At 41.7% G+C, this 20,852-nt stretch carries 19 protein-coding genes; 9 read left to right on the top strand and 10 right to left on the bottom strand.

What is annotated here, in order from left to right:
- Window positions 1-81 precede the first annotated feature (81 nt).
- Together J7I90_RS06405 and J7I90_RS06400 are read left to right on the top strand one after the other, a co-directional pair.
- Window positions 82-1,347, top strand: a complete 1,266-nt coding sequence (locus tag J7I90_RS06405; protein WP_214769352.1) for a M48 family metallopeptidase — start codon at window positions 82-84, stop codon at window positions 1,345-1,347.
- A gap of 142 nt (window positions 1,348-1,489) precedes the next feature.
- A complete protein-coding gene (locus J7I90_RS06400) occupies window positions 1,490-2,299 on the top strand; it encodes a YitT family protein (protein WP_048677994.1) in 810 nt (269 codons plus the stop codon).
- A gap of 54 nt (window positions 2,300-2,353) precedes the next feature.
- On the opposite strand, the gene J7I90_RS06395 is transcribed toward J7I90_RS06400, so the two are convergent.
- Complete coding sequence (locus tag J7I90_RS06395) at window positions 2,354-2,590, bottom strand: IDEAL domain-containing protein (RefSeq protein ID WP_214769350.1); 237 nt, start codon at window positions 2,588-2,590, stop codon at window positions 2,354-2,356.
- A 315-nt stretch (window positions 2,591-2,905) separates the two neighbouring features.
- On the opposite strand from J7I90_RS06395, the gene J7I90_RS06390 reads away from it, so the two are divergent.
- Window positions 2,906-3,469 (top strand): competence protein ComK, encoded by a 564-nt coding sequence (locus tag J7I90_RS06390; RefSeq protein WP_214769348.1) that lies wholly within the window; start codon window positions 2,906-2,908, stop codon window positions 3,467-3,469.
- Window positions 3,470-3,558: 89 nt separating this feature from the next.
- Here J7I90_RS06390 and J7I90_RS06385 read toward each other — a convergent pair whose 3' ends face one another.
- The 3 genes from J7I90_RS06385 to J7I90_RS06375 form a co-directional block, all read right to left on the bottom strand.
- Window positions 3,559-3,777, bottom strand: coding sequence for a DUF3006 domain-containing protein (locus J7I90_RS06385; RefSeq protein ID WP_053534096.1), 219 nt, complete (start codon window positions 3,775-3,777; stop codon window positions 3,559-3,561).
- Window positions 3,778-4,617: a ComEC/Rec2 family competence protein gene (locus J7I90_RS06380; protein WP_214769346.1), complete on the bottom strand. Its 840-nt coding sequence runs from the start codon at window positions 4,615-4,617 to the stop codon at window positions 3,778-3,780.
- Between the two features lie 1,586 nt (window positions 4,618-6,203).
- Entirely contained in the window at window positions 6,204-6,572 is a 369-nt protein-coding gene (locus J7I90_RS06375) for a YhjD family protein (protein WP_214769344.1), read from the bottom strand.
- A 288-nt stretch (window positions 6,573-6,860) separates the two neighbouring features.
- Here J7I90_RS06375 and J7I90_RS06370 point away from each other — a divergent pair, with 288 nt between their 5' ends.
- The 5 genes from J7I90_RS06370 (at window position 6,861) to trpB (ending at window position 16,777) form a co-directional block, all read left to right on the top strand.
- Window positions 6,861-7,475 carry a TVP38/TMEM64 family protein gene (locus tag J7I90_RS06370; protein WP_214769342.1) on the top strand — a complete coding sequence of 205 codons (615 nt, stop codon included), beginning with the start codon at window positions 6,861-6,863 and terminating at the stop codon, window positions 7,473-7,475.
- A 33-nt stretch (window positions 7,476-7,508) separates the two neighbouring features.
- Entirely contained in the window at window positions 7,509-8,072 is a 564-nt protein-coding gene (lepB, locus tag J7I90_RS06365) for a signal peptidase I (protein ID WP_214769339.1), read from the top strand.
- 188 nt (window positions 8,073-8,260) lie between these two features.
- A complete protein-coding gene (gene addB, locus J7I90_RS06360) occupies window positions 8,261-11,758 on the top strand; it encodes a helicase-exonuclease AddAB subunit AddB (RefSeq protein WP_214769336.1) in 3,498 nt (1,165 codons plus the stop codon).
- The gene (gene addA, locus J7I90_RS06355; protein ID WP_214769334.1) at window positions 11,751-15,485 is read left to right on the top strand and encodes a helicase-exonuclease AddAB subunit AddA; all 3,735 of its coding nucleotides are present in this window, start codon (window positions 11,751-11,753) and stop codon (window positions 15,483-15,485) included. The genes addB and addA overlap by 8 nt, the downstream gene beginning before the upstream one ends.
- Before the next feature lie 128 nt (window positions 15,486-15,613).
- Window positions 15,614-16,777 carry a tryptophan synthase subunit beta gene (gene trpB / locus J7I90_RS06350; protein WP_096339842.1) on the top strand — a complete coding sequence of 388 codons (1,164 nt, stop codon included), beginning with the start codon at window positions 15,614-15,616 and terminating at the stop codon, window positions 16,775-16,777.
- A gap of 45 nt (window positions 16,778-16,822) precedes the next feature.
- Here trpB and J7I90_RS06345 read toward each other — a convergent pair whose 3' ends face one another.
- From J7I90_RS06345 to J7I90_RS06320, 6 genes are all read right to left on the bottom strand, one after another.
- Window positions 16,823-17,041 carry a spore germination protein gene (locus J7I90_RS06345; protein WP_053534103.1) on the bottom strand — a complete coding sequence of 73 codons (219 nt, stop codon included), beginning with the start codon at window positions 17,039-17,041 and terminating at the stop codon, window positions 16,823-16,825.
- Between the two features lie 21 nt (window positions 17,042-17,062).
- The gene (locus J7I90_RS06340) at window positions 17,063-17,470 is read right to left on the bottom strand and encodes a spore germination protein GerPE (protein ID WP_098864171.1); all 408 of its coding nucleotides are present in this window, start codon (window positions 17,468-17,470) and stop codon (window positions 17,063-17,065) included.
- Window positions 17,471-17,475: 5 nt separating this feature from the next.
- On the bottom strand, window positions 17,476-17,655 hold the full coding sequence (locus tag J7I90_RS06335) for a spore gernimation protein GerPD (protein WP_098864170.1): 180 nt from the start codon (window positions 17,653-17,655) through the stop codon (window positions 17,476-17,478).
- Window positions 17,645-18,187 carry a spore germination protein GerPC gene (gerPC, locus tag J7I90_RS06330; protein ID WP_251025158.1) on the bottom strand — a complete coding sequence of 181 codons (543 nt, stop codon included), beginning with the start codon at window positions 18,185-18,187 and terminating at the stop codon, window positions 17,645-17,647. Before gerPC ends, J7I90_RS06335 begins: the two co-directional genes overlap by 11 nt.
- Before the next feature lie 152 nt (window positions 18,188-18,339).
- A complete protein-coding gene (locus tag J7I90_RS06325) occupies window positions 18,340-18,546 on the bottom strand; it encodes a spore germination protein GerPB (protein WP_098864169.1) in 207 nt (68 codons plus the stop codon).
- A 21-nt stretch (window positions 18,547-18,567) separates the two neighbouring features.
- On the bottom strand, window positions 18,568-18,789 hold the full coding sequence (locus J7I90_RS06320; RefSeq protein ID WP_063592643.1) for a spore germination protein: 222 nt from the start codon (window positions 18,787-18,789) through the stop codon (window positions 18,568-18,570).
- Between the two features lie 224 nt (window positions 18,790-19,013).
- On the opposite strand from J7I90_RS06320, the gene J7I90_RS06315 reads away from it, so the two are divergent.
- Entirely contained in the window at window positions 19,014-20,606 is a 1,593-nt protein-coding gene (locus tag J7I90_RS06315) for a long-chain-fatty-acid--CoA ligase (RefSeq protein WP_214769323.1), read from the top strand.
- The last annotated feature ends 246 nt before the right edge of the window (window positions 20,607-20,852 follow it).

The raw sequence follows: 20,852 nt of genomic DNA, 5'->3' as shown, positions 1-20,852 counted from the left end.
AATAATAAGGGAAATCCGGTTCTAACCTGTCCATTTTGGATTAAACTATTAAGAGGGAGATTCGTTTTAAGGAGGGGCATCATGGTTAGAAAATGGGCTGGAAGAGCGATTATATTATATATCCTTTATGCAGCAGCGATGTATTGGTATATTTTTTATGGAGCGGATACGACCATTCCCGAAGCTTTGCGTGGAACGGCAGCAGATCCTGCAACATTCCTGAATGCAAGGGAACTAAAGCTTAGTGAAGAGTATTCAGGACTGCGGAATTTTATTTTTTTCGTATCGACGCCATATGAATGGCTTCTGTATTTCTTCATATTATTATTCGGTTTTTCTAAGGCATTTGAAAAATCGTCAATGGCAGTCTCGAGACGGAAAACGATCAGAACGGGCATTTACTTATTCTGGCTTTCCGTTATTTCATACCTGGCACTATTTCCAATCAGTTTCATTGGATATCGGATGAGCAAGAGTTACCACATAAGTACACAAAGTTTCACCTCATGGATGAAGGATGGAGTCATCGAATTCTGGGTGAATTTTGGGATGATGTTCATCATCGTTTCCGTTTTATATTGGTTAATGAAGAAAAGTGTGAAGAAGTGGTGGCTCTATGCCTGGATGTTGTCCATTCCTTTTTCCTTGTTCCTGATGTTCGTTCAGCCTGTATTGATTGATCCGCTGTACAATGAATTCTATCCTCTCAAAAATAAAGAGCTGGAAACGGAAATATTGGCACTAGCCTCACAGGCTGAGATCCCGGCTGAACATGTGTATGAAGTAAATATGGCGGAAAAGACAAATGCCTTGAATGCATATGTGACCGGCATAGGTTCCAACTCAAGAATAGTTCTTTGGGATACGACCCTGAACAAACTGAAGGAAGATGAAATCCTTTTTATCATGGCACATGAAATGGCCCATTATGTGGAAAAGCACATTTATATAGGGATTGCAGGGTATTTAGGACTGACGTTAATCGGTTTGTGGCTGACATCGAAAATCATGAATTTTATCATTGGTCGCTGGGGCCGTCAGTTAAAGGTCCGTTCGGTTGACAGCATATCATCTCTTCCGTTATTTCTCTTGATAACGTCCGTGCTGCTCTTTGCTTCGAGTCCGCTGTCCAATTATGTTTCCAGATATCAAGAAACAAGGGCTGACCGTTATGCCATTGAAATGACCGGGGACAAAGAATCAGCCATCACGACTTTCCAGGAACTCACGAGGTCGGGTTTGAGCCAGGTCAACCCTCCATTCCTGGTTAAATGGCTGCGGTATTCCCATCCGACCATGCTCGAACGGATTTCAACGGTTGAAAATGCAGATACAAAGGGTGAGTGAAAGCCAGCTGAAAACCAGCTGGCTTTTTTTCTTCGGAAAGTGGAGGTTTGTAGTCGTTTTCAGAAAAAACTATTATTTTTAAAAATCTTAGGTTCTCTACTATAATAAATTAAATTCACAGTTCGTTTTAAGGAGATCGGATATGTATAATGTACTTTTCATCACTGTAGGCTCAGTGCTTGTGGCAGTAGCCTACAACTTATTTTTGATACCACATTTAATTTTAAGCAGCGGACTTAGTGGACTTGCGATCATGTTCGGAATCATCACCCCAGTCAACACAGGGATATTGAATTTTCTGATGAACCTGCCATTGCTGATTCTTGGGTACCTGAAATTAGGGAGACGCTTTATCACCTATACGATATTATCAGTTGTCGTGATTTCCATCAGTTTATACCTCATTCCAGTTCACGGAATTTCCACTGAACCGATTTTGTCTTCTTTATTTGGCGGAATCATATCGGGAATTGGTATAGGCATCGTCTTTCGCGCTTCGGGGTCTTCGGGCGGCTTTGATATCATTGCCATGCTATTGGCTAAGAAGAGCGACTTTCCGCTTGGTACATTGCTTTCGGTGATGAATGCAGTTGTGGTGGTAATCTCAGGCTTCATCTTCGGTTGGGATGCCGCATTATATACACTGATTTCCATTTATGCAGCAGGAAAGGTGATCGATACGATCCATTCCAATCACATTAAATTAACATTGATGATCGTTACCAAAAAGAGTGACGAAATGAAAACGAAGCTCCTGACCAACCTATATCGTGGAATTACCGTCATGGATGGTGAAGGTGCATATTCAGGAGAAAAGAGCAAAGTAATGATGACAGTCATTACACGTTATCAGTTAACGGATGTAAAAACAATGATAAAAGAAGTGGATCCGAATGCTTTTGTTAATATAACCGAAACTGCCGAGGTCATGGGTATGTTTCATAAAGAGTGATGATAATGAGAAAAGCCTCCCGACATTGCGGGAGGCTTTTTTTGATCATGAATGTTAATTTCCAAATTGTTTTAGTAAAACGTTCATTTCAGAACTTAGTTTTAAGAATAAAGGTTTGTTTTTCATATCCAAGGCTTCATCGATCTGTTTTGCAAGGATATGCTTTTTGGTAGTAAGGACGGCTTCCTGAATAATCATATCAATTAACATTTCCTGAACCACGGCATCGTTTTTCATTTCGCTCATTGATAAGGACTTCACTGACTCTGAATAAGATTTTTCATTTTTCAAAGTTACCACCCCTGACCCTTTTTATTATTATATGGATTTGAGCGGATAAAATCAACTGAAAATTTAAAAAATTTAAATTATGATAGAGAATGTGTCGTTTGGATGACGAAAAAGCCACTATATAAAAGAATTTTAAATTTTTTGTGAACTTACTTTTTATGTTTAAGGGTTATGCTATTATAGTGAGTAATTTAACATACATTTACTATCTCCCTTCACTCTTCTTGGACAGGAATTGAAGGGTACAAGCAATTAAGAATATAACATTTGGAAAGTGATAGCGATGTTTAGCAATGAGGAAGAGGTGGATTAAAAATGAAGGAACACAATCAGGGAATCATCGAGGAATATGAAATCACGCCACATACACTAATGGTTGCTCCAATTAATTACGGCAGTAAAATATATGCCCGTATCGTTGAAATCGAGGACGAGTTCATCTCCCCGTTTAAACCTATGGAAATCATAAAGAAAAGCTGCGAGTTCTTCGGATCAAGTTATGAAGGACGCAAGCAAGGCACGAAACAGCTCATAAACATCACACATAAAGCACCGATCGCGATTGACCCGACCAGTTCGATATTCTTCTTTCCAACTACATCTCCGTTACGTCCTCAATGCATCTGGTTATCACATGAGCATGTGGTATCCTATGATCGCCTGGATTCCAAACATACAACCATCACATTCAGGAATAGACAAACCATCGATATAGCTGTGTCATGCAGCTCTTTCGAAAACCAGCTGCATCGGACCTCATTTTTAAAAACGAAATTGATCCAGAGGATTGAGGAAACAAAGAGGAAATCTTTTTATCTGTTCACTGATGCTAATGGAGTCAAGGCTTCAGAGGTAATCTCAAAGTATATACCGCGATAAGAGGGGGGCAGGGGAAAAAATCAGAGTAGAATGCAAACGGGAATATTCAAATTTAAAGCAGCCCTTCTTATTAAAGAAGGGCCCTGGAATCAATCTTCAAATAATTCATCCATTAAATCGTCAATTTCTTTTCTTAATCTTTCAGTTCCTTCTTTGGAAATGGTGATGGTATCACCATCGATAATCAGCATATCTCCTACTTTTGCTCCCTTGGGAAGAGCACTTTTAGGAAAATCCTTCATGTCACCACCATCGATTTCGACGACAGCGATCTTTCCTTCGAAGCGATCAATAATTCCTTGTACCAATTATTTCACCGTCTTTACAGTAATTTTCTGACCTGTAGAAGTAAAAATAATGTTACCTGATTTATCTGTGCGATAAGTTTTGGCTTTCACTGAATTCAACCGTTTTATAACAGTGGAAGTAGGGTGCCCATAGCCATTTGTCCCTACACTGATTACAGCATATTTCGGTTTTGTTTTGTTAATGAAAGCTGAACTTGTCGATGTTTTTGCACCATGATGGGCTACCTTAAGTACATCCACACTTGGAACCAGTTTTTTAGCCAGCATATCCTTCTCTGCTTTTTCTTCGGCATCACCTGTAAACAAGAATGTTTTTTTGCCGTGTTTAAGCAACAGGACAGCACTCCAATTATTTAAGTCAGACTTAGCATAGTCTTTAACAGGTGCAATGAATTTAAGGGAATTATCCTTTGCTTTAGTGTTGATTTCCACGCCCGTCTTCGCTTTTTTTATTGTAAGCTTCTTCTTCTTGACAGCCGTTAAAAAGTCTTTGTATGCCTGGGTAGTATGTGAAACTTTTGGGGCATACACAGATTTTACACTAAGCGATTTGATCACATGTGCAAGACCGCCAACATGATCCGCATCTGGGTGAGTGGAGACTAATGCAGTAAGTGTTTTTACCTTTTGTTTTTTTAGGTAGGCAACAACCTCGTCACCCTTTCCTTTACCGCCGCCATCGATTAAAACGTTTTCATTACCGGTTTGTATCAGGATTGAATCTCCTTGTCCAACGTTGATGAAATGTACCTTTACACTTGAGGCTGCCTCAGTTGTTTTAAGTCCAGTGAATAAAGACAAAACAAGAACAGCCACCAGTAGAATATTTATTTTCTTCATTTTTCCCCTCCAGTTAATAATTTACCATGTGTAACCGGAAAAATGGGAATATGGACACGGTTTTTATTTGTAGTAAAAAAAGGATGATGTCGTCTGAATCTATGGGTAGAGAAAATGATCGTGGGTATTTATGATTAATTTCTTGATTTAAAGAATCAATAAAAAATCTATTTCTTTCAGAAAAGAGTGTGAAGTTGGCATATATTAAAGGAGCAGACTCCCGGAGAAAGTTAGGATTACCAACAAAATATTTGTTAAAGAGATTGTTTACTATTTTTTAGGATTTGTTCAATTTAAACGTTGATACCCCCTCAGGCACTCGCTTTCCGCGGTCGGTCCGTGAGCCTCCGCACCTTTCGTTCCAACCAACTTTGTTTTAAAATTTAGATAGAAACCCTTTTGGCTACAAATTAAACCATGCAAATAAAACATTGCATGGATCATTAGGGATGAGTAAAAGTTTCCTTATGTTTGACTCCTTAGTACATAATATAATAAACACCGATGATGTATCTTTTGTTCAGTGTTTCACAAATGGTTTTGTTTTTCTGGAAGTTCTTTTTGCTTTATACATTTAATATAAAGAGGTTGTTATTAGTAGATAATACTATGCATGGATATGCAATTAACATCTTTCTCAATAAGGTTGTACTGACACTAAAATGATAGTTTAGACGTATAGTTATAATATATGAATGGAAATTAAATGTCGCTTAATAATGAACAAACGGGCCAGACCTTATAAACGTTAAGGACATTTTCGTCGAAACTGTTGTCTTAATTCAGTATGCAGTAATTGTGTAAACGGCTTGTGTAACAAGAAGTGGAGAAGCGGCTATTGCAGTCCTCGGTTCCTTTAATAGGGAAGAGGATAATATACCAGAAGGATGCAGTTTCGACATTCTGCCGTTTAATCACCTAGAACAAAGGCGATGCTATGCATACAGCAAACTTTTAATGAAGGATGCTCAAGGGAACTTGAAGTAACGCAGTTAAATATAAAAGGTATTTTAATCTGAAAACTATGGCAGACGTTTCATCCGACATGCGAGAGTTTGATCCAAAAAAGGATAGCATGGGCTTTTTAAGCGGCCCATCGTCCTAAAGGAATTTCCATTCTTTCGATGCAGGGAATGGTTGACGGCAATCGATCAGGGAAAATCATGGGATACGTGTTACATTCTGCGGCGGATCATGATATTGGTTACTTTTACATCGATTTGTCGAAGCTGGCTGTTTTCCTATCCTTCTCTCCAATAAGATGAGTCGATCATAACGGGTGCCACTCCAACCTTTGTCATGGAGCATGTAATTAACTTTCATTTAAGAGACTTAAAACTTAAATGTTAAAAGGATATTCAGTATGCACTGAATTACATAGGTTATGCCTTGGTTTGAACTAGCCAATTAAATTATGATGTTATGGAATACTCAAACAGGGGGAATGGAGGTAAGCGAGTCTAATCGATCTTGATCATGAAAGACTCCCTTACCTTTATGTCAGGAAAGATGCGATGCTTTTTTATGGTCAACCTTTTTACATCCAAGGGAATTTGTATCCTTCCGGAAGGCTCCCTTTTAACCCGTTAATCCCTTGAGGTTTTTTTTTCTAAAAAGTAATGACATAACAAGTCTTCGGTTTTGTTGCGAAGGCGGGGATTGAAATAATTATGATGTTCCTCGTATCCTTTATATAAAAAACAATACATCGTGAAGGATTCATCGCGTTTGATTTCACTAACTTTAATATTCTCTTTGCGCAAATAGCGCCGTACCTCGGCAAGTTCGTCTTGAACCACTTTTAAAGTATGTTCGACCAGCTCCGAATAGGGCCTTTTTAATTTAAACGGACTAATTTCGATGACCTTGAGATCCCGGTTTAAGATTGTAATAACCATAGGGAGGTAGATGGCTTTTTCAATCATATTGCGGTCACCTTCTGGAATGCGGGTCATCATGACCGCCCCTTTCTAAATAGCGCGTTTTTAATACTAATATGTATATCCTGCAAAAATAAGAACGTTTGTTCCGTTTTTATCCTAATGTATTTTCAGTGGTTATGCAAGCAGTTTTGATAAATCTAGAAATATTCGTTAACAAGATTATGTTTTCCGGAGATAGGGAAAGTATGAAGATATATGGATAATAATTCTTGCAATTTCGGGGGAAAGTGATATATCTAAAATAAACGGTTTATAATAAGTTTATGCTGCTTTGATGGCAGCATGTCGAGGGAGATAATTATGGATTTGGATACTATACGTGAGTGGTTTACACTTGATCATATATCGGCACTTATTCAGCAATATCGCTCATTCGGTCCAATTCCCGGGATCTTACTGCCGATGCTGGAAGCTTTTTTGCCTTTTTTGCCCTTAGTGGTGTTCGTGCTTGCCAATGCAACGGCATTTGGTCTCTGGTGGGGGTTTTTATTTTCTTGGATTGGTGCGGTAGCGGGTTCTTTTTTGATCTTTTGGATTATTAGAAGATATGGTCAAATGAGGTTTTTCCGATTTTTGCAAAGGCATAAACAGGTGCAGAGGTTGATGGTTTGGGTTGAGAGCCATGGATTCGGTCCTTTGTTCATATTGCTCTGCTTCCCTTTTACACCTTCGGCTGTCGTTAATATCGTGGCAGGACTATCGAAAGTCAGTACCCTGCAATATGGACTTGCGGTAGTTGGAGGGAAGGCGGTGATGATTTTTACGATCAGTTTCGTAGGTTACGATTTAGTATCATTGATTCATAAACCTGTGCGAACGATCATTATCGGAATCGTCATCTTTATCCTATGGTATGTGGGGAAAAGACTGGAAGTCCGGTTAAATAAAAGCATGAAGAGAGAAGAAGGGCAATAAATTAATATATAAATGCAGTAGGGGTTGAACTAGATGGAAAAAACAAACAAGAATTCTTTATCCGATTGGATAAAACCAGCGATGATAGCTTTTGTTATTTACATCTTAATCCGTACATTTCTCTTTTCAAGCTATGATGTTGAAGGAAAGTCGATGCAGCCGACCCTTGAAGATGGGAATAAACTTGTCGTGAATAAAATCAATTACCAGATTCATGATATCAACCGTTTTGACATTATTGTTTTTCATGCGAATTCACAAGAAGATTATGTTAAGCGGGTTATAGGGGTTGCAGGTGACCGTATTCGTTATAAAGATGATTGGCTTTACGTAAATGGTGAGAAAGTGGATGAGCCTTATCTTGAGAAATTCAAGGAAGGTTTCCCAGGACAGGATTTTACAGGTGATTTTACATTAAAAGAATTGACGGATATGACCAAAGTTCCGGAGGGCAAGCTTTTTGTCATGGGTGATAATCGTCTTGAAAGTGCTGACAGCCGTCACTTTGGTTATATACCGGTAGAAAATGTTGTCGGTAAAGTGGATGTTCGATATTGGCCGGTCAATGAGTTCAATTTTAAGTTTACAGGTGAGTGATCGTGGAAGCCCGGTATGATGCGGGCTTTTTCTTTTGGGGAAAACGCGAACGTACGATTGGTGTTTTTTTTAGGGAAACGGTAAAATAATAGAAAGTAAATCTAATTGGAAACAGAAACCTAGTCATAAAGACGAAAGTATTTCTGGTATGATGGGTCTAGATATTATGTTGTAAGGGGGAAAAAGAGATGTCACTCCGTTTTTTACTGGGAAGATCGGGTACAGGGAAAACTTCGAATATATTGGACGAAATCCGCTCTAAATTGGCAGAAGATCCCGAAGGAAATCCAATTATCTACCTCGTTCCTGATCAGATGACGTTTCTATCTGAATATAAATTAATTAAAACACCAGGCCTTGCCGGAATGATCCGGACACAGGTTTTCAGTTTTAGCAGGCTTGCTTGGCGCGTTCTTCAGGAAACCGGAGGGATGAGCCGGCTGCATCTGGATAGTGTTGGCGTTAATATGCTGATACGGAAGATCATGGATGATAAAAAGGAAGAGTTAAAGATGTTCAGTCGATCTGCTGATAAGCAGGGGTTCATTGCACAAATGGAGCTGATGCTGGCTGAGTTCAAGCAGTATTGCATCCAACCTGATGACATTCAAAACTATTTGGCTGAAACCTCACAGGCCGGCAGCGGCATTCAGGATAAACTGCATGATCTTGAATTGGTCTATCAGGCTTTTGAGGATGAAATGGTCAATAAATATTTAGACTCCGAAGATTATTTCACTTTGCTGATCGAAAAAATGTCAGGGTCTTCATATATAAGGAATGCGGATATATATATCGATGGTTTTTATAGTTTGACTCCACAGGAATTATTGATTGTTGAAGAAATGATGAAGCTGTGCAGGAGTGTAACGATCTCGCTGACTTTAGATCAGCCCTACAGGAAATATGCTCCGGATGATTTGCAATTGTTCAGGCAAACGGGAAACCTTTATCATCACCTATATCAGGCTGGATTGAGGAATGGCATACCGATTTCAGAAGATCGAATCTTAAAAAGATCGGAAAGGTTTCGAAAGAGTCCGGGGCTGAATCATCTGGAAACTTATTTTTCCATTCGTCCTGCACGAACGTTAGAGCAGTCACCTGATGTAACGATCGCCCAGGCAGTTAACCGCAGAGCTGAGATTGAAGGAGTTGCCCGGGATATCTTGTCGCTGGTCAGACAGAAACAGCACCGTTTCCGTGATATTGCGATTTTAGTCCGTAACGGGGAAGCATACGCAGATATTTTACAAACCGTTTTTCGGGATTATCAAATTCCCTTGTTCGTCGATTCCAAGCGGACGATGCTGAATCATCCTCTGATTGAACTGATTCGTTCGACTTTGGAGATCATAAATGGCTATTGGCGTTATGAACCGGTATTTCGTGCAATCAAGACGGAGCTTCTATTTCCGCTGCAAAAAAACCACGACCGGATGCGTGAACAGGTAGATAAGCTGGAAAACTATGTGCTGGCCCGCGGCATTAAAGGAAGCGGGTGGACGTCCAAAGATCGTTGGACCTACCGGCGCTTCCGCGGTCTGGAACTCGAGGACCGGAACCAAACGGATAAGGAAATGATGCTTGAGCAAGAGTTGAATGAAATGAAGCAATTATTTACCGAGCCCATCTTGAGGCTCTCAAAACGGGCTAAAAAGGCTGCTAATGGCAGGGAATTGTGTGAAGCCCTTTATCTATATCTTGAAGAATTGCATATACCGGAAAAATTGGAAAAGCTGAAACTGGAGGCAGAAGAAGCAGGTGATTTGGTATCGGCAAGAGAGCATGAGCAAACATGGAATGCGGTTGTCGACCTATTGGACCAATTCGTTGAACTGCTGAGCGGGGAAGAGCTTTCCATGAAACAGTTTGCGGTAATCATTGAAGCTGGTCTGGAGTCTCTTGAATATTCTCTGGTACCGCCGGCAATTGACCAAGTATTAGTCGCTAATCTAGATTTATCCCGCCTGGATGATGTGAAGACAGCTTTTGTTATCGGATTGAACGAAGGGGTTCTGCCGGGAAAAGCAGTATCTGACGGGATATTTTCAGATAGTGATCGTGATGTGCTGCTGGCTGGTGGACTTGATGTTGCCCCAAGTTCGAAAGTGCGCCTGCTGGATGAGGAGTTCACAGCATACAAAGCATTCACTACGCCTGCCGAGACCCTTTATTTATCATATCCGCTTGCCGATGAGGAAGGGAAGGCGCTTTTACCTTCATCCTATTTGAAACGGGTAAGGGACGTATTGCCTAACGTTTCCGATGTGTATTATATGAACGATCCGTCCGATCTGTCTGCGGAGGAACAGGTGAAATATGCAGCGAATCATGATGTGGCCCTTTCGTACCTGGCTGCCCAATTGCAGCTGAAGAAAAGGAACTATCCAATCCATTCACTATGGTGGGATGTATATAATGCCATTATTGATGATGAAATGGCCGGTCCTTCAGCAACTAAGGTTTTATCGAGCCTTTTTTATCAAAATAGGACTAAGAAATTAACTGAGGAAACAAGTAAGCAATTATACGGTGAGAGCATTCTTACGAGTGTATCCAGGATGGAAATGTTCAATAGCTGCCCGTTTTCCCATTATGCGGCTCATGGCTTGAAGTTGAGGGAACGGCAGATTTTCCGTTTGGATGCTCCGGATATAGGCGAGATGTTCCATGGAGCGTTGAAAATGATTTCCGATTACTTGAAGGAACATGATATTCCTTGGTCTACATTGACCCCGGAACAATGCTTGGAGCTGGCCAGAATTGCTGTGGAGAGACTTGCTCCTAAACTCCAAAATCAGATTTTGTTAAGTACGAACCGCCATCACTATTTACGCAGGAAACTCGAACACGTGATCGGACGTGCCTCGATCGTATTAAGTGCACATGCAAAGGCGAGCGGTTTTGCTCCGATCGGATTAGAACTTGGATTTGGAAAAAATGGCGAGCTGCCGCCACTTTCTTTCACATTGAAAAACGGTACGAAGATGGAATTGATCGGGCGGATCGACCGCGTGGATAAAGCGGAAGAAGATGAGGGTGTCTATTTGCGTGTGCTCGATTATAAGTCGAGTGAAAAGGAACTGAACATGAGTGAAGTATATTATGGACTAGCGCTGCAAATGTTGACATACCTTGATATCGTCGTCACCCATTCCAAGTCGCTGATTGGAAAAGAAGCGATTCCAGCCGGAGTTTTGTATTTTCATGTGCATAATCCCGTTGTCAAATCAAAGGGAATGCTCAGTTTGGATAAAATTGAAGAAGAAATTTATAAAAGCTTTAAAATGAATGGACTTGTACTGGACCATTCAAATGTCATTCAATTGATGGATACATCGCTTGATATTGAAAATTCGGGTAAATCGGATATCATTCCAGCTGGATTTAAAAAGGACGGATCGCTCCTGGCGGCTTCCAAAGTTGCCAGCAGGGAAGAGTTTTCGCTTCTGAATCATCATGTGCGCCGTATTTATCAGGAGGCTGGTGATCGAATGGTCGATGGTGATGTGGATATTACTCCATACAAATTAAAGGAAAAAACGCCGTGTACCTTCTGTTCCTTTAAATCTGTATGCCAATTCGACCAGTCACTGGAGGAGAACCAATTCAGGAATTTGGCACAGAAGAAACAAAATGACGTTCTTGAGCTATTAAGGGGAGAGGGGGAGAGCGATGAGTAAAACGAAAATTCCTGCTCTGCCAGGAGACGTGACTTGGACGGAAGATCAATGGAAGGCAATCTGGGCTAAAGATCAGGACATCCTGGTTGCAGCCGCTGCGGGTTCAGGGAAAACAGCGGTACTGGTCAATCGGATCATTCAAAAAGTCATTTCAGAAGAAGATCCAATCGATGTTGATGAACTGCTCGTGGTTACATTCACCAATGCCTCGGCTGCCGAGATGCGCCATCGGGTAAGTGAGGCATTAGAAAAAGCGATCGATGATAATCCGCATTCACAGCATTTACGTAAGCAGTTGAGCTTGATTAATCGTGCTTCGATTTCCACACTCCATTCCTTTTGTCTAGAGGTGATCAGGAAGTATTATTATCTTACGGATATCGACCCGGGCTTCCGAATTGCAGATTCAACGGAAATCCAGCTGCTCCGTGATGAAGTGATGGAAGAGCTTTTCGAGGAGCAGTATGGCCAAAGTGATAACGATGAGTTCTTTAATTTGGTCGATGCTTTCACAAGCGATCGAAATGATGATGCACTTCAGAATATCGTTCGGTCGCTGCATGATTTTTCGCAATCGAATCCAAACCCGGACCGATGGCTTGATGGTGCAGCCAGCATGTATGAGCTGGCAGATGATGATGGGATTGATGATCTTTCGTTTATCGATTCACTGAAGTTCGATATTGGTTTACAATTGGACACGGCCAGGGATTTATTGGAGCGCTCGCTCGCGTTGACTAAAATCCCTGGGGGGCCGGCTCCAAGGGCTGAGAACTATCTAGCCGATCTTGCACTGGTTGCTAAACTTTCGGAAGTGAAGGATCAATCCTGGAATGCACTTTATGAGGAAATCCAAAACGTGAAATTCGGGACGGCAAAACGTCTTACCGGTGCAGATTTTATCAAGGAAGTGGCTGATGAGGCTACCAAGTACCGGGATAAGGCCAAGAAGATCATCAAGTCGTTACAGGAAGAGTTATTTTCCCGGAAACCGGAAAGCTACCTGCGGGATATAAGGGAGCTTAAGGGTTATGTCGATACACTTGTAATGCTTGTTAAACGGTTTGACGAAAGATTCTTTGCTGCAAAAGCAGAAAAGAACTTGGTGGATTTCGCCGATTTGGAACATTATTGTCTTCAAATTTTGACAGGGGAAACCGTGGATGGTGAACGAAAACCTTCAGCGGCAGCCATCGAATACAGGAACCAGTTCAAAGAGGTACTAGTGGATGAATACCAGGACACGAACCTGGTTCAGGAATCGATCTTAAAATTGGTGACGGCTGATGGAGAATATGATGGGAATCTTTTCATGGTAGGCGATGTCAAGCAGTCCATTTACCGGTTCAGGCTTGCAGAACCGAATCTTTTCCTTGGAAAATACACACGATTTACCCATGACGGTGTTGATTCCGGACTGAAAATTGATTTAAACCGCAATTTCCGGAGCCGAAAGGAAGTTCTTGATGGGACCAATTTCTTGTTTCAACAGTTGATGGGCATTACAGTCGGTGAGATTGATTATGATGAAGATGCCCAATTGAAAAAAGGTGCCCCATATCCCGAAGACGATCCAAACCCGATCGAACTCCATTTAATTGATGGAGCAGTCGATCCTGAAGCTCATTTGGAAATGGAAGGATATGATGGCGGATTTGAGGCCGAGGAGCTTGAAAAAGCGCAGCTCGAAGCAAGGCAGATGGCCAAGCTCATTAAAAAGGCTATAAGCGAAAAGCATCGGATATATGATACGAAAACCAAAAGGTACCGATCTGCTACTTATCGGGACATGGTCATTCTTCTTCGTTCGATGCCATGGGCACCGCAAATCATGGAGGAATTTAAAAAGCAGGGAATTCCAGTATATGCTAATTTATCCACGGGATATTTTGAAGCGACCGAAGTGGCCATCATGATTTCCTTATTGAAGGTGATTGATAATCCGCAACAGGATATCCCATTGGCTTCCGTTCTCCGTTCACCTATCGTCGGGTTGGATGAAGAAGAGATGTCAAAGGTGCGTTTATTCCATACAGGAAGCTATTACGAAGCACTAGCTGATTTTTACAGAAAGAGTGACCCTGAAGAACATCCGGGGCTTTATGAAAAAGCCTCTTCATTTTATAAAAAACTAGTGAAGTGGCGGAAGCTTGCCAGGCAGGAGGCATTATCAGATCTGATCTGGCTCCTATACCGCGAAACGCAGTTTTATGATTTTGCAGGTGGGATGCCGGGCGGCAAACAGCGTCAGGCCAATTTACGAGCGCTATATGACAGGGCAAGGCAATATGAAGCAAGTTCTTTCCGCGGTCTGTTCCGTTTCTTGCGGTTCATAGAAAGGATGCAAGAACGTGGAGATGATTTAGGGGCAGCTCGGGCTTTAGGGGAACAGGAAGATGTAGTCCGGCTGATGACAATTCACTCGTCAAAGGGGCTTGAGTTCCCGATCGTGTTCATTGCCGGTCTTTCCAAGCAATTCAATATGATGGATTTACGAAAGTCCTATTTACTGGATAAAGATTATGGCTTTGCGGCAAAGTATGTGAATTCCGAATTACGGATAACTTATCCATCCCTCCCTCAATTGGCTTTTAAGAAAAAAAAGCAGCTTGAATTAATTGCCGAGGAGATGCGTGTCCTCTACGTGGCGCTAACAAGGGCTAAGGAAAAGCTTTATTTGATTGCCAGTATCAATGATGCAGAAAAAACGCAGCAGAACTGGGAAAGTAATGCGGCACATGGAGATTGGCTATTGAAGGACTATGTACGGGCAGGTGCAAAAAGTTATCTTGATTGGATTGGTCCATCCCTTGTCCGACATCGGGATTCTCTTGGTGCTGCAGGTCTTGGCCTGGAAATGGAGTCGCATCCATCGAATTGGTCCATTTCCGTCATTCCAAGTGAAGAGCTTGCTGTTCTGGATGAGGAAGAGGCACTGGTTCAAGAGCAAATGCTTGAACATGTCCAGAAATCGGAGAAGGTCGGCATCGTTTCCGAGTTTTATGATGATATCAAGGAACAGCTGGAATGGGAGTACCCCGAGCATGAGGCGACGGTGTATCGTTCCAAGCAATCCGTTTCTGAATTAAAACGTCAATATGAACTCAGGGACGAGCAAAGCTCCACAGAGCTGTTGCGTAAATTTAAGCGGCCTATCACGAAGCGGCCGACTTTCATGCAAGAAAAGTCACTGACTCCTGCTGAAAGGGGTACGATTACACATTTAGTCATGCAGCATATTGATCTATCTAAAGAGATTACCATTCAATCGATTCAGCAACTGATCATTGATCTGATTCAACGTGAGCTATTGACGGAGGAACAGAAAGAAGCTGTGGATCCGGAGACGATCGTCGATTTCTTCGATAGTGAAATCGGCCAAAGAATGCAGAGGGCCGAAAGCATTCGCCGTGAAGTGCCATTTACGATGTCGCTGCCTGCAAAGGAAGCTTACAGCGATTGGACAGCTGGAGATGAAGAAGTCCTTATACAAGGGGTGATTGATTGTATCTTTGAGGATGAACAAGGTCTTGTGCTTCTCGACTATAAAACGGATACGATCACCGGCCGTTTTGCAAGCGGATACGAAGGGGCTAAAGGGATTCTTGCCGATCGATACCAGATGCAGCTTCAGCTTTATACGAGGGCTGTTGAAGGAATAATGAATAAGAAGGTAACCGGCCGTTACTTGTTTTTCTTTGACGGCTCGCATTTATTGGAAGTATAAGAGAGAAGAGTGTCCCATTGATGTGGGACGCTTCTTTTCGGTTAAATAAACAGAATAGTTTGAAAAAGTATAAATGCCTACTATATACTAGTGGAGAAAAATACCTTTTTAAAGGAGTAGAGAAGAGTATGACGAGTGAGATCAAGAGCAAGGGATACTTTGGTGAGTTCGGTGGAAGCTTCATACCGGGTGAACTTCAGGAAGTTATGGATATTTTAGAAACGGAATTCCTGAAATATAAGGATGACCCTGAATTCATTGAGGAGTTCCGATATTATCTGAAAGAATATGTCGGACGCGAAAACCCGTTAACACTTGCAAAGAATTTAACGGAAAAGGTTGGCGGGGCAAAAATATACTTGAAGCGTGAAGATCTGAATCATACAGGTGCTCATAAAATTAATAATGCGATCGGACAAATCCTGCTCGCTAAACGAAGGGGTGCTAAACGCATCATCGCAGAAACAGGAGCAGGACAGCATGGTGTGGCCACTGCGACAGCATGTGCGATGTTTGGCATGGAGTGTGTGATCTATATGGGTAAGCTGGATACGGAGAGGCAGGCATTGAATGTCTTTCGGATGGAATTGCTGGGGGCAAAAGTCGTAGCTGTCGAAAAGGGACAGGGTCGATTGAAGGATGCTGTTGATGAGGCATTGAATGACTTGGTGCAAAACTATGAAAATACTTTTTACTTGCTTGGTTCAGCAGTGGGGCCACACCCATATCCAACGATCGTTAAGCATTTCCAATCAATCATAAGTGAAGAATCGAAGCGCCAGATCCTTGAAAAGGAAGGGAAACTGCCCACAGCCATCATTGCTTGTGCAGGAGGGGGAAGTAATGCAATCGGTGCTTTTGCTCATTATCTCGATGAAGAAAATGTCCGTTTAATTGGTGTAGAGCCAATTGAAGCCCCAAGTGTTTCGCAAGGTGTCCCGGCAGTATTGCACGGATTCAAAAGTTTGACGTTAGTGGATGAGCAAGGGGAACCAAGACCGACATTTTCCATAGCCGCCGGTTTGGATTATCCGAGCGTGGGACCCGAGCATAGTTTTTTGAAAGATAGCGGACGAGCGGAGTATGTTACGGTAAAAGGGGAAGAAGCTCTGGAGGCTTTTCAGGTATTATCCAAAACAGAGGGAATCATTCCAGCTCTCGAAAGCTCACATGCCCTAGCTCACGCCATGAAGCTCGCTAAAGAGTTAACAAGGGATGATATACTTATCGTCAATTTATCAGGCAGGGGAGACAAAGATGTAGAGCAAGTATTTAACATGTTAAAAAAATAGTCCGAAATTAAAAGCCTCCCTGGAAATGGGAGGCTTTTTCTTTGACTAATTATTCCCTGTAATGGGCTGGTCGACCCCATTGACATCAAGGACATTGCTTCCATTCAGGCCATTGGCCGTGAAGGTGATTGCAGCTGTGTTCCCTGAACCAGATCCGAAAACGGATTTGGAGGAAGACTTAGGGGAAATGACGGCGCAATCACCGAATAGCAGGTTTCCTTGCGCGACATTAAATACTTGAACCGGGCCGATAATGGCAGGCATATGAACCCCTCCTTTAATAGTTTAAGTGTTGTTGGTCGAATCCTCGATTGGCGTCTCTTCGTTTTCTTTAGGCACCACCCGAATATGCTTCACTCTTGATTCCATACGTGCATGGCCTACGTTCCCCACACCAACCACAGATGAGGCTGATACCCCGATTATATTGATATTGCCGACCCGTATGAAGGGATTCGGATTTGAAAAACTTGATATGACTGGTTCATTCAATCTTGGGATATAAAATGGTTTCTTAAAAATGTCATAGTCTTCGAAATGAATATCGACTGAGTCGAAAGTTTCACTTTTCTTTTGAACGGCTAAAGCCAGGGAATTCCCGTCAATATATGAGGTGTCCCCAATTTGCATGGAGGAGCTGAATGATACCGTGTCGGAAAATATAGATTTTACTTTTGATATTCTTGAAAACATGTTTTTTACCCTTCTGGAGTAATCGGTACGAATGGCCCGATGATCAGAGATTCCGGTGGGGTATCGAATGCTGAGGATAGTTGGACCGTTTGTACATCCCCAATGAGAAATAAAGCAGAGCTTGCTACACCGGTAATTTTGATATCTCCTACACATAGCTGATGATTGGTTACATTAAACTCCATTTGAATTTCCTCCTGTCTCGGCTTGTGAATGTGTAATGAATTGTAATAATGCAGTTTGAATATCGGATTTCACCTTTTCCCTGATCTTTTCCTTGATATTCTCCCTTTGTTGCGGAGCGCGTTCCGCGTAAGAAAGGTTATCGAAATACATATTGATGCGTTGATGAAGCTGGCGTTCGACATCTTGCTTAATGAAGTCATGATATGAGGGTTCCAATGATGTTTTCAGTTGGTTTTCAGCATCGGTGATCATATTTTCCAAGTCTGAAAGGATTTCGTTGTGAATTTCCTGGACGACGATTTCCCTGCCTGGAAATAGGTTAGGGGCAGGCTGAACAGGTTGGTTGTTGACGGCAAATTCATCTATGTTGTTAAGGTCAGTTGGATTTAAACCGATATTCAATGTTCCATCCAAAGATTCGACTTTTAACTGATCGAATTTATATTCAATTTTATCAACATGGATTGGCGGTTTATTTTTCAGCTCGGCAAGTTCATCTGTCAGGCGTTTGATTTCGTGTTCAAGTTTCATGATTCGTTTATCCTGGGCTTCAAGAAAACGCTGCATTTGTATGGAATATGAATATAGATCCTGATTCACGATTCAACACCTCACCTTCACAGTAAGTTAATTTCATATATGACAGTATATGAAAAAGTTGGATGTAGGTGAATGCCTATGAACTAGGAGGATGTAAATGGGACGAAACTGGGTAATGGGGTTACATCAGCTTCAATTTGGGGAGCAGGCCCTGTGAATCCACCGGTATTGGCTAATGTCGAATATGGTTTAATCACTCCGGCACTTCCTATTTGAAAAACGGATGAATTGGCGATGCTTTCAATTTTTATCATATTGATTTGTATGGTCTGGTGAATATTGAAGATCATGCTGACTCCTTTCTTAAAACATTAGAGATTTAGGACCAGTGGCTGATCGACACCATCAGTATCATTTGTATTCGTGGTGCTATAGGCATTATAGAGGGATATGGATTCACCTGTATTGAAAGAGCCAGCACCTGCAAACGTTTTTGAGGTTGAATATGGATTAATTTTAAAGACGTCACCAATATGGACAATTCCACTGCTACCGACGTTGATGACTTGAACGATTCCTACGATGGCCGGCAAGAAGATCACCCTTTTTTTATTCAGGTTTTCCCCATGAATCTCAGGCCATGAGCCTATCACTGATGGGGGTTTCACTGTATTGTATGTTGACTCAAGATTGATGTGATTCATCTGCCTATTAATATATTGTTATATAACAACGGTTGGTATTATTGGAATCTTGGTAACAGATATGGTAATATAATGATAATTCAGAACTTTCAAATGAAGATAGAGGTGAGGAAATGAATGTACCATTAGTATTATCGCATTTCTTAGATCGAGCAGCCCTACTATATGGAGATAAGAAAGCCATCATTGGAGATGACAAGGTTTTAACATACTCAGAGCTGAATGGCCGTGTAAACCAGCTTTCAAATGGTTTAAGGGATATCGGTGTCAAAAAGGGTGATAAGGTGGCATATTTGGCACCTAACTCAATTGAAATGCTTGAAGGCTTTTATGGGGTATTTCAACTTGGGGCAGTAATCGTTCCCTTGAATATCCGTTTGAAGCCTGCAGAATATGTTTTCATTTTGAACCATAGCGAGTCCAAGGTCCTTTTCGTAGATCAGGAATTGTATCATCTAATTTCCCCTGTCAAGGACGAACTTAAATCGGTGGAGCACATAATCGTTCATTATAAGGATGAGGAGATAAATGAAACCGATTACAACCATTGGCTGGAACGTTATGATAACAAGTGTTTTAACCGGGAGTCAGTGGATGAAAATGATGTTTCGAGCCTTCTTTATACTAGCGGGACCACAGGAAATCCCAAAGGGGTGATGCTGACTCACCGCAATAACTATTTACATGCCTTGGGTGCTATGCATCATTTCAGGGTCAATGACCGCGATACATATTTGCACGTACTGCCGATGTTCCACGTGAATGGGTGGGGGGCGCCATTTTATTATACGGCAAATGGTGCCACTCAAGTTTGTTTGAGGAAAACCAGCCCAGAAATGATATTTAATGCACTGCAAAAGCATAAGGTTTCCATCATGCATATGGCACCGACGGTTCTGAATTCACTGTTCCAATATTATGAACGGAATGTTCAGAATATCGAGCAGGATATCCGAATCGTCGTTGCGGGCTCCGCTCCGCCTCCTGCATTCGTTACAAGGGTGGAAAAAGAATTAGGCTGGGAGTTCATTCAAATTTACGGAATGACGGAATCAACACCTGTCAGTCTGATATCGCTGATTCGTTCTGAATTCGATGATCTTCCGGAAAAAGAAAAATACAGAATGAAGGCGAAAGCCGGATATCCCATCATAGGCAGTGAGGTAAAGGTTATCCATGACGATGGTGAGGAAGTTGCCCATGATGGCGTGGATATCGGCGAGCTTATCGTCCGCAGCCATGGAGTGATGTTAGGTTATTGGAAAAATGAAGAAGCGACCAGCCAGACACTGATAAATGGATGGCTGCATACAGGGGATATGGCCACAATCGATGAAAACGGGAATGTGGATATAGTAGACCGCAAAAAGGATATAATCATTAGTGGCGGAGAAAATATCTCTTCAATAGAAGTGGAAGGAATACTCTACGAACATCCGGACATTCTTGAAGCGGCGGTCATTGCCGTTCCGCATGAAAAGTGGGGAGAGACACCGCATGCCTTCATCGTGCCAAAAATGGGCGTGGAATTAACGGAGGATGATATAAAGGCCTTCACACGGGAAAAATTAGCTCATTTTAAATCAGTTACCAGTGTGTCGTTCGTCGATGAGCTTCCAAAAACGGCATCGGGGAAAATACAAAAAATCCATCTCCGTAATGATTATTGGGAATCTAAGGGGAAAACAGGCAGATTCGTTAATTGAAGCTCGCTAACGTTGTTCAGAAATGATCAGCGTTTTTTTTTTGTTGCCGTTTAAATTCGGTTTCATATTAAGCTATGCAGATACCGATCCTGATGAAATGAAGATTGAGGTGGACACTGATATGTAAGCCGCTAACTCATGCCATTGTTGGATAAGGGAAGGTCAATCAGGAACACTGGAATTTTTTTGAAATAAAGCTTCTTGTTTAACGATAAAGTGTTACTATTATAAAATATTTCAAATTAT

Source organism: Bacillus sp. ISL-57 (assembly GCF_018613135.1).
In the GTDB taxonomy this organism is placed as follows: Bacteria; Bacillota; Bacilli; order Bacillales; family DSM-1321; genus Peribacillus; species Peribacillus frigoritolerans.
The sequence above is the reverse complement of the archived record's forward strand: the minus strand, read 5'-3'. Positions and strand labels throughout refer to the sequence as shown.

Excerpts from the sequence above, each read along its gene's own strand:
- J7I90_RS06405 (WP_214769352.1), top strand. The coding sequence starts at position 82 with ATGGTTAGAAAATGGGCTGGAAGAGCGATTATATTATATATCCTTTAT.
- J7I90_RS06400 (WP_048677994.1), top strand. The coding sequence starts at position 1,490 with ATGTATAATGTACTTTTCATCACTGTAGGCTCAGTGCTTGTGGCAGTA.
- J7I90_RS06390 (WP_214769348.1), top strand. The coding sequence starts at position 2,906 with ATGAAGGAACACAATCAGGGAATCATCGAGGAATATGAAATCACGCCA.
- J7I90_RS06380 (WP_214769346.1), bottom strand. The coding sequence starts at position 4,617 with ATGAAGAAAATAAATATTCTACTGGTGGCTGTTCTTGTTTTGTCTTTA.
- J7I90_RS06375 (WP_214769344.1), bottom strand. The coding sequence starts at position 6,572 with ATGACCCGCATTCCAGAAGGTGACCGCAATATGATTGAAAAAGCCATC.
- J7I90_RS06370 (WP_214769342.1), top strand. The coding sequence starts at position 6,861 with ATGGATTTGGATACTATACGTGAGTGGTTTACACTTGATCATATATCG.
- lepB (WP_214769339.1), top strand. The coding sequence starts at position 7,509 with ATGGAAAAAACAAACAAGAATTCTTTATCCGATTGGATAAAACCAGCG.
- addB (WP_214769336.1), top strand. The coding sequence starts at position 8,261 with ATGTCACTCCGTTTTTTACTGGGAAGATCGGGTACAGGGAAAACTTCG.
- addA (WP_214769334.1), top strand. The coding sequence starts at position 11,751 with ATGAGTAAAACGAAAATTCCTGCTCTGCCAGGAGACGTGACTTGGACG.
- trpB (WP_096339842.1), top strand. The coding sequence starts at position 15,614 with ATGACGAGTGAGATCAAGAGCAAGGGATACTTTGGTGAGTTCGGTGGA.
- J7I90_RS06345 (WP_053534103.1), bottom strand. The coding sequence starts at position 17,041 with ATGCCTGCCATTATCGGCCCGGTTCAAGTATTTAATGTCGCGCAAGGA.
- J7I90_RS06340 (WP_098864171.1), bottom strand. The coding sequence starts at position 17,470 with ATGTTTTCAAGAATATCAAAAGTAAAATCTATATTTTCCGACACGGTA.
- J7I90_RS06335 (WP_098864170.1), bottom strand. The coding sequence starts at position 17,655 with ATGGAGTTTAATGTAACCAATCATCAGCTATGTGTAGGAGATATCAAA.
- gerPC (WP_251025158.1), bottom strand. The coding sequence starts at position 18,187 with ATGAAACTTGAACACGAAATCAAACGCCTGACAGATGAACTTGCCGAG.
- J7I90_RS06325 (WP_098864169.1), bottom strand. The coding sequence starts at position 18,546 with ATGATCTTCAATATTCACCAGACCATACAAATCAATATGATAAAAATT.
- J7I90_RS06315 (WP_214769323.1), top strand. The coding sequence starts at position 19,014 with ATGAATGTACCATTAGTATTATCGCATTTCTTAGATCGAGCAGCCCTA.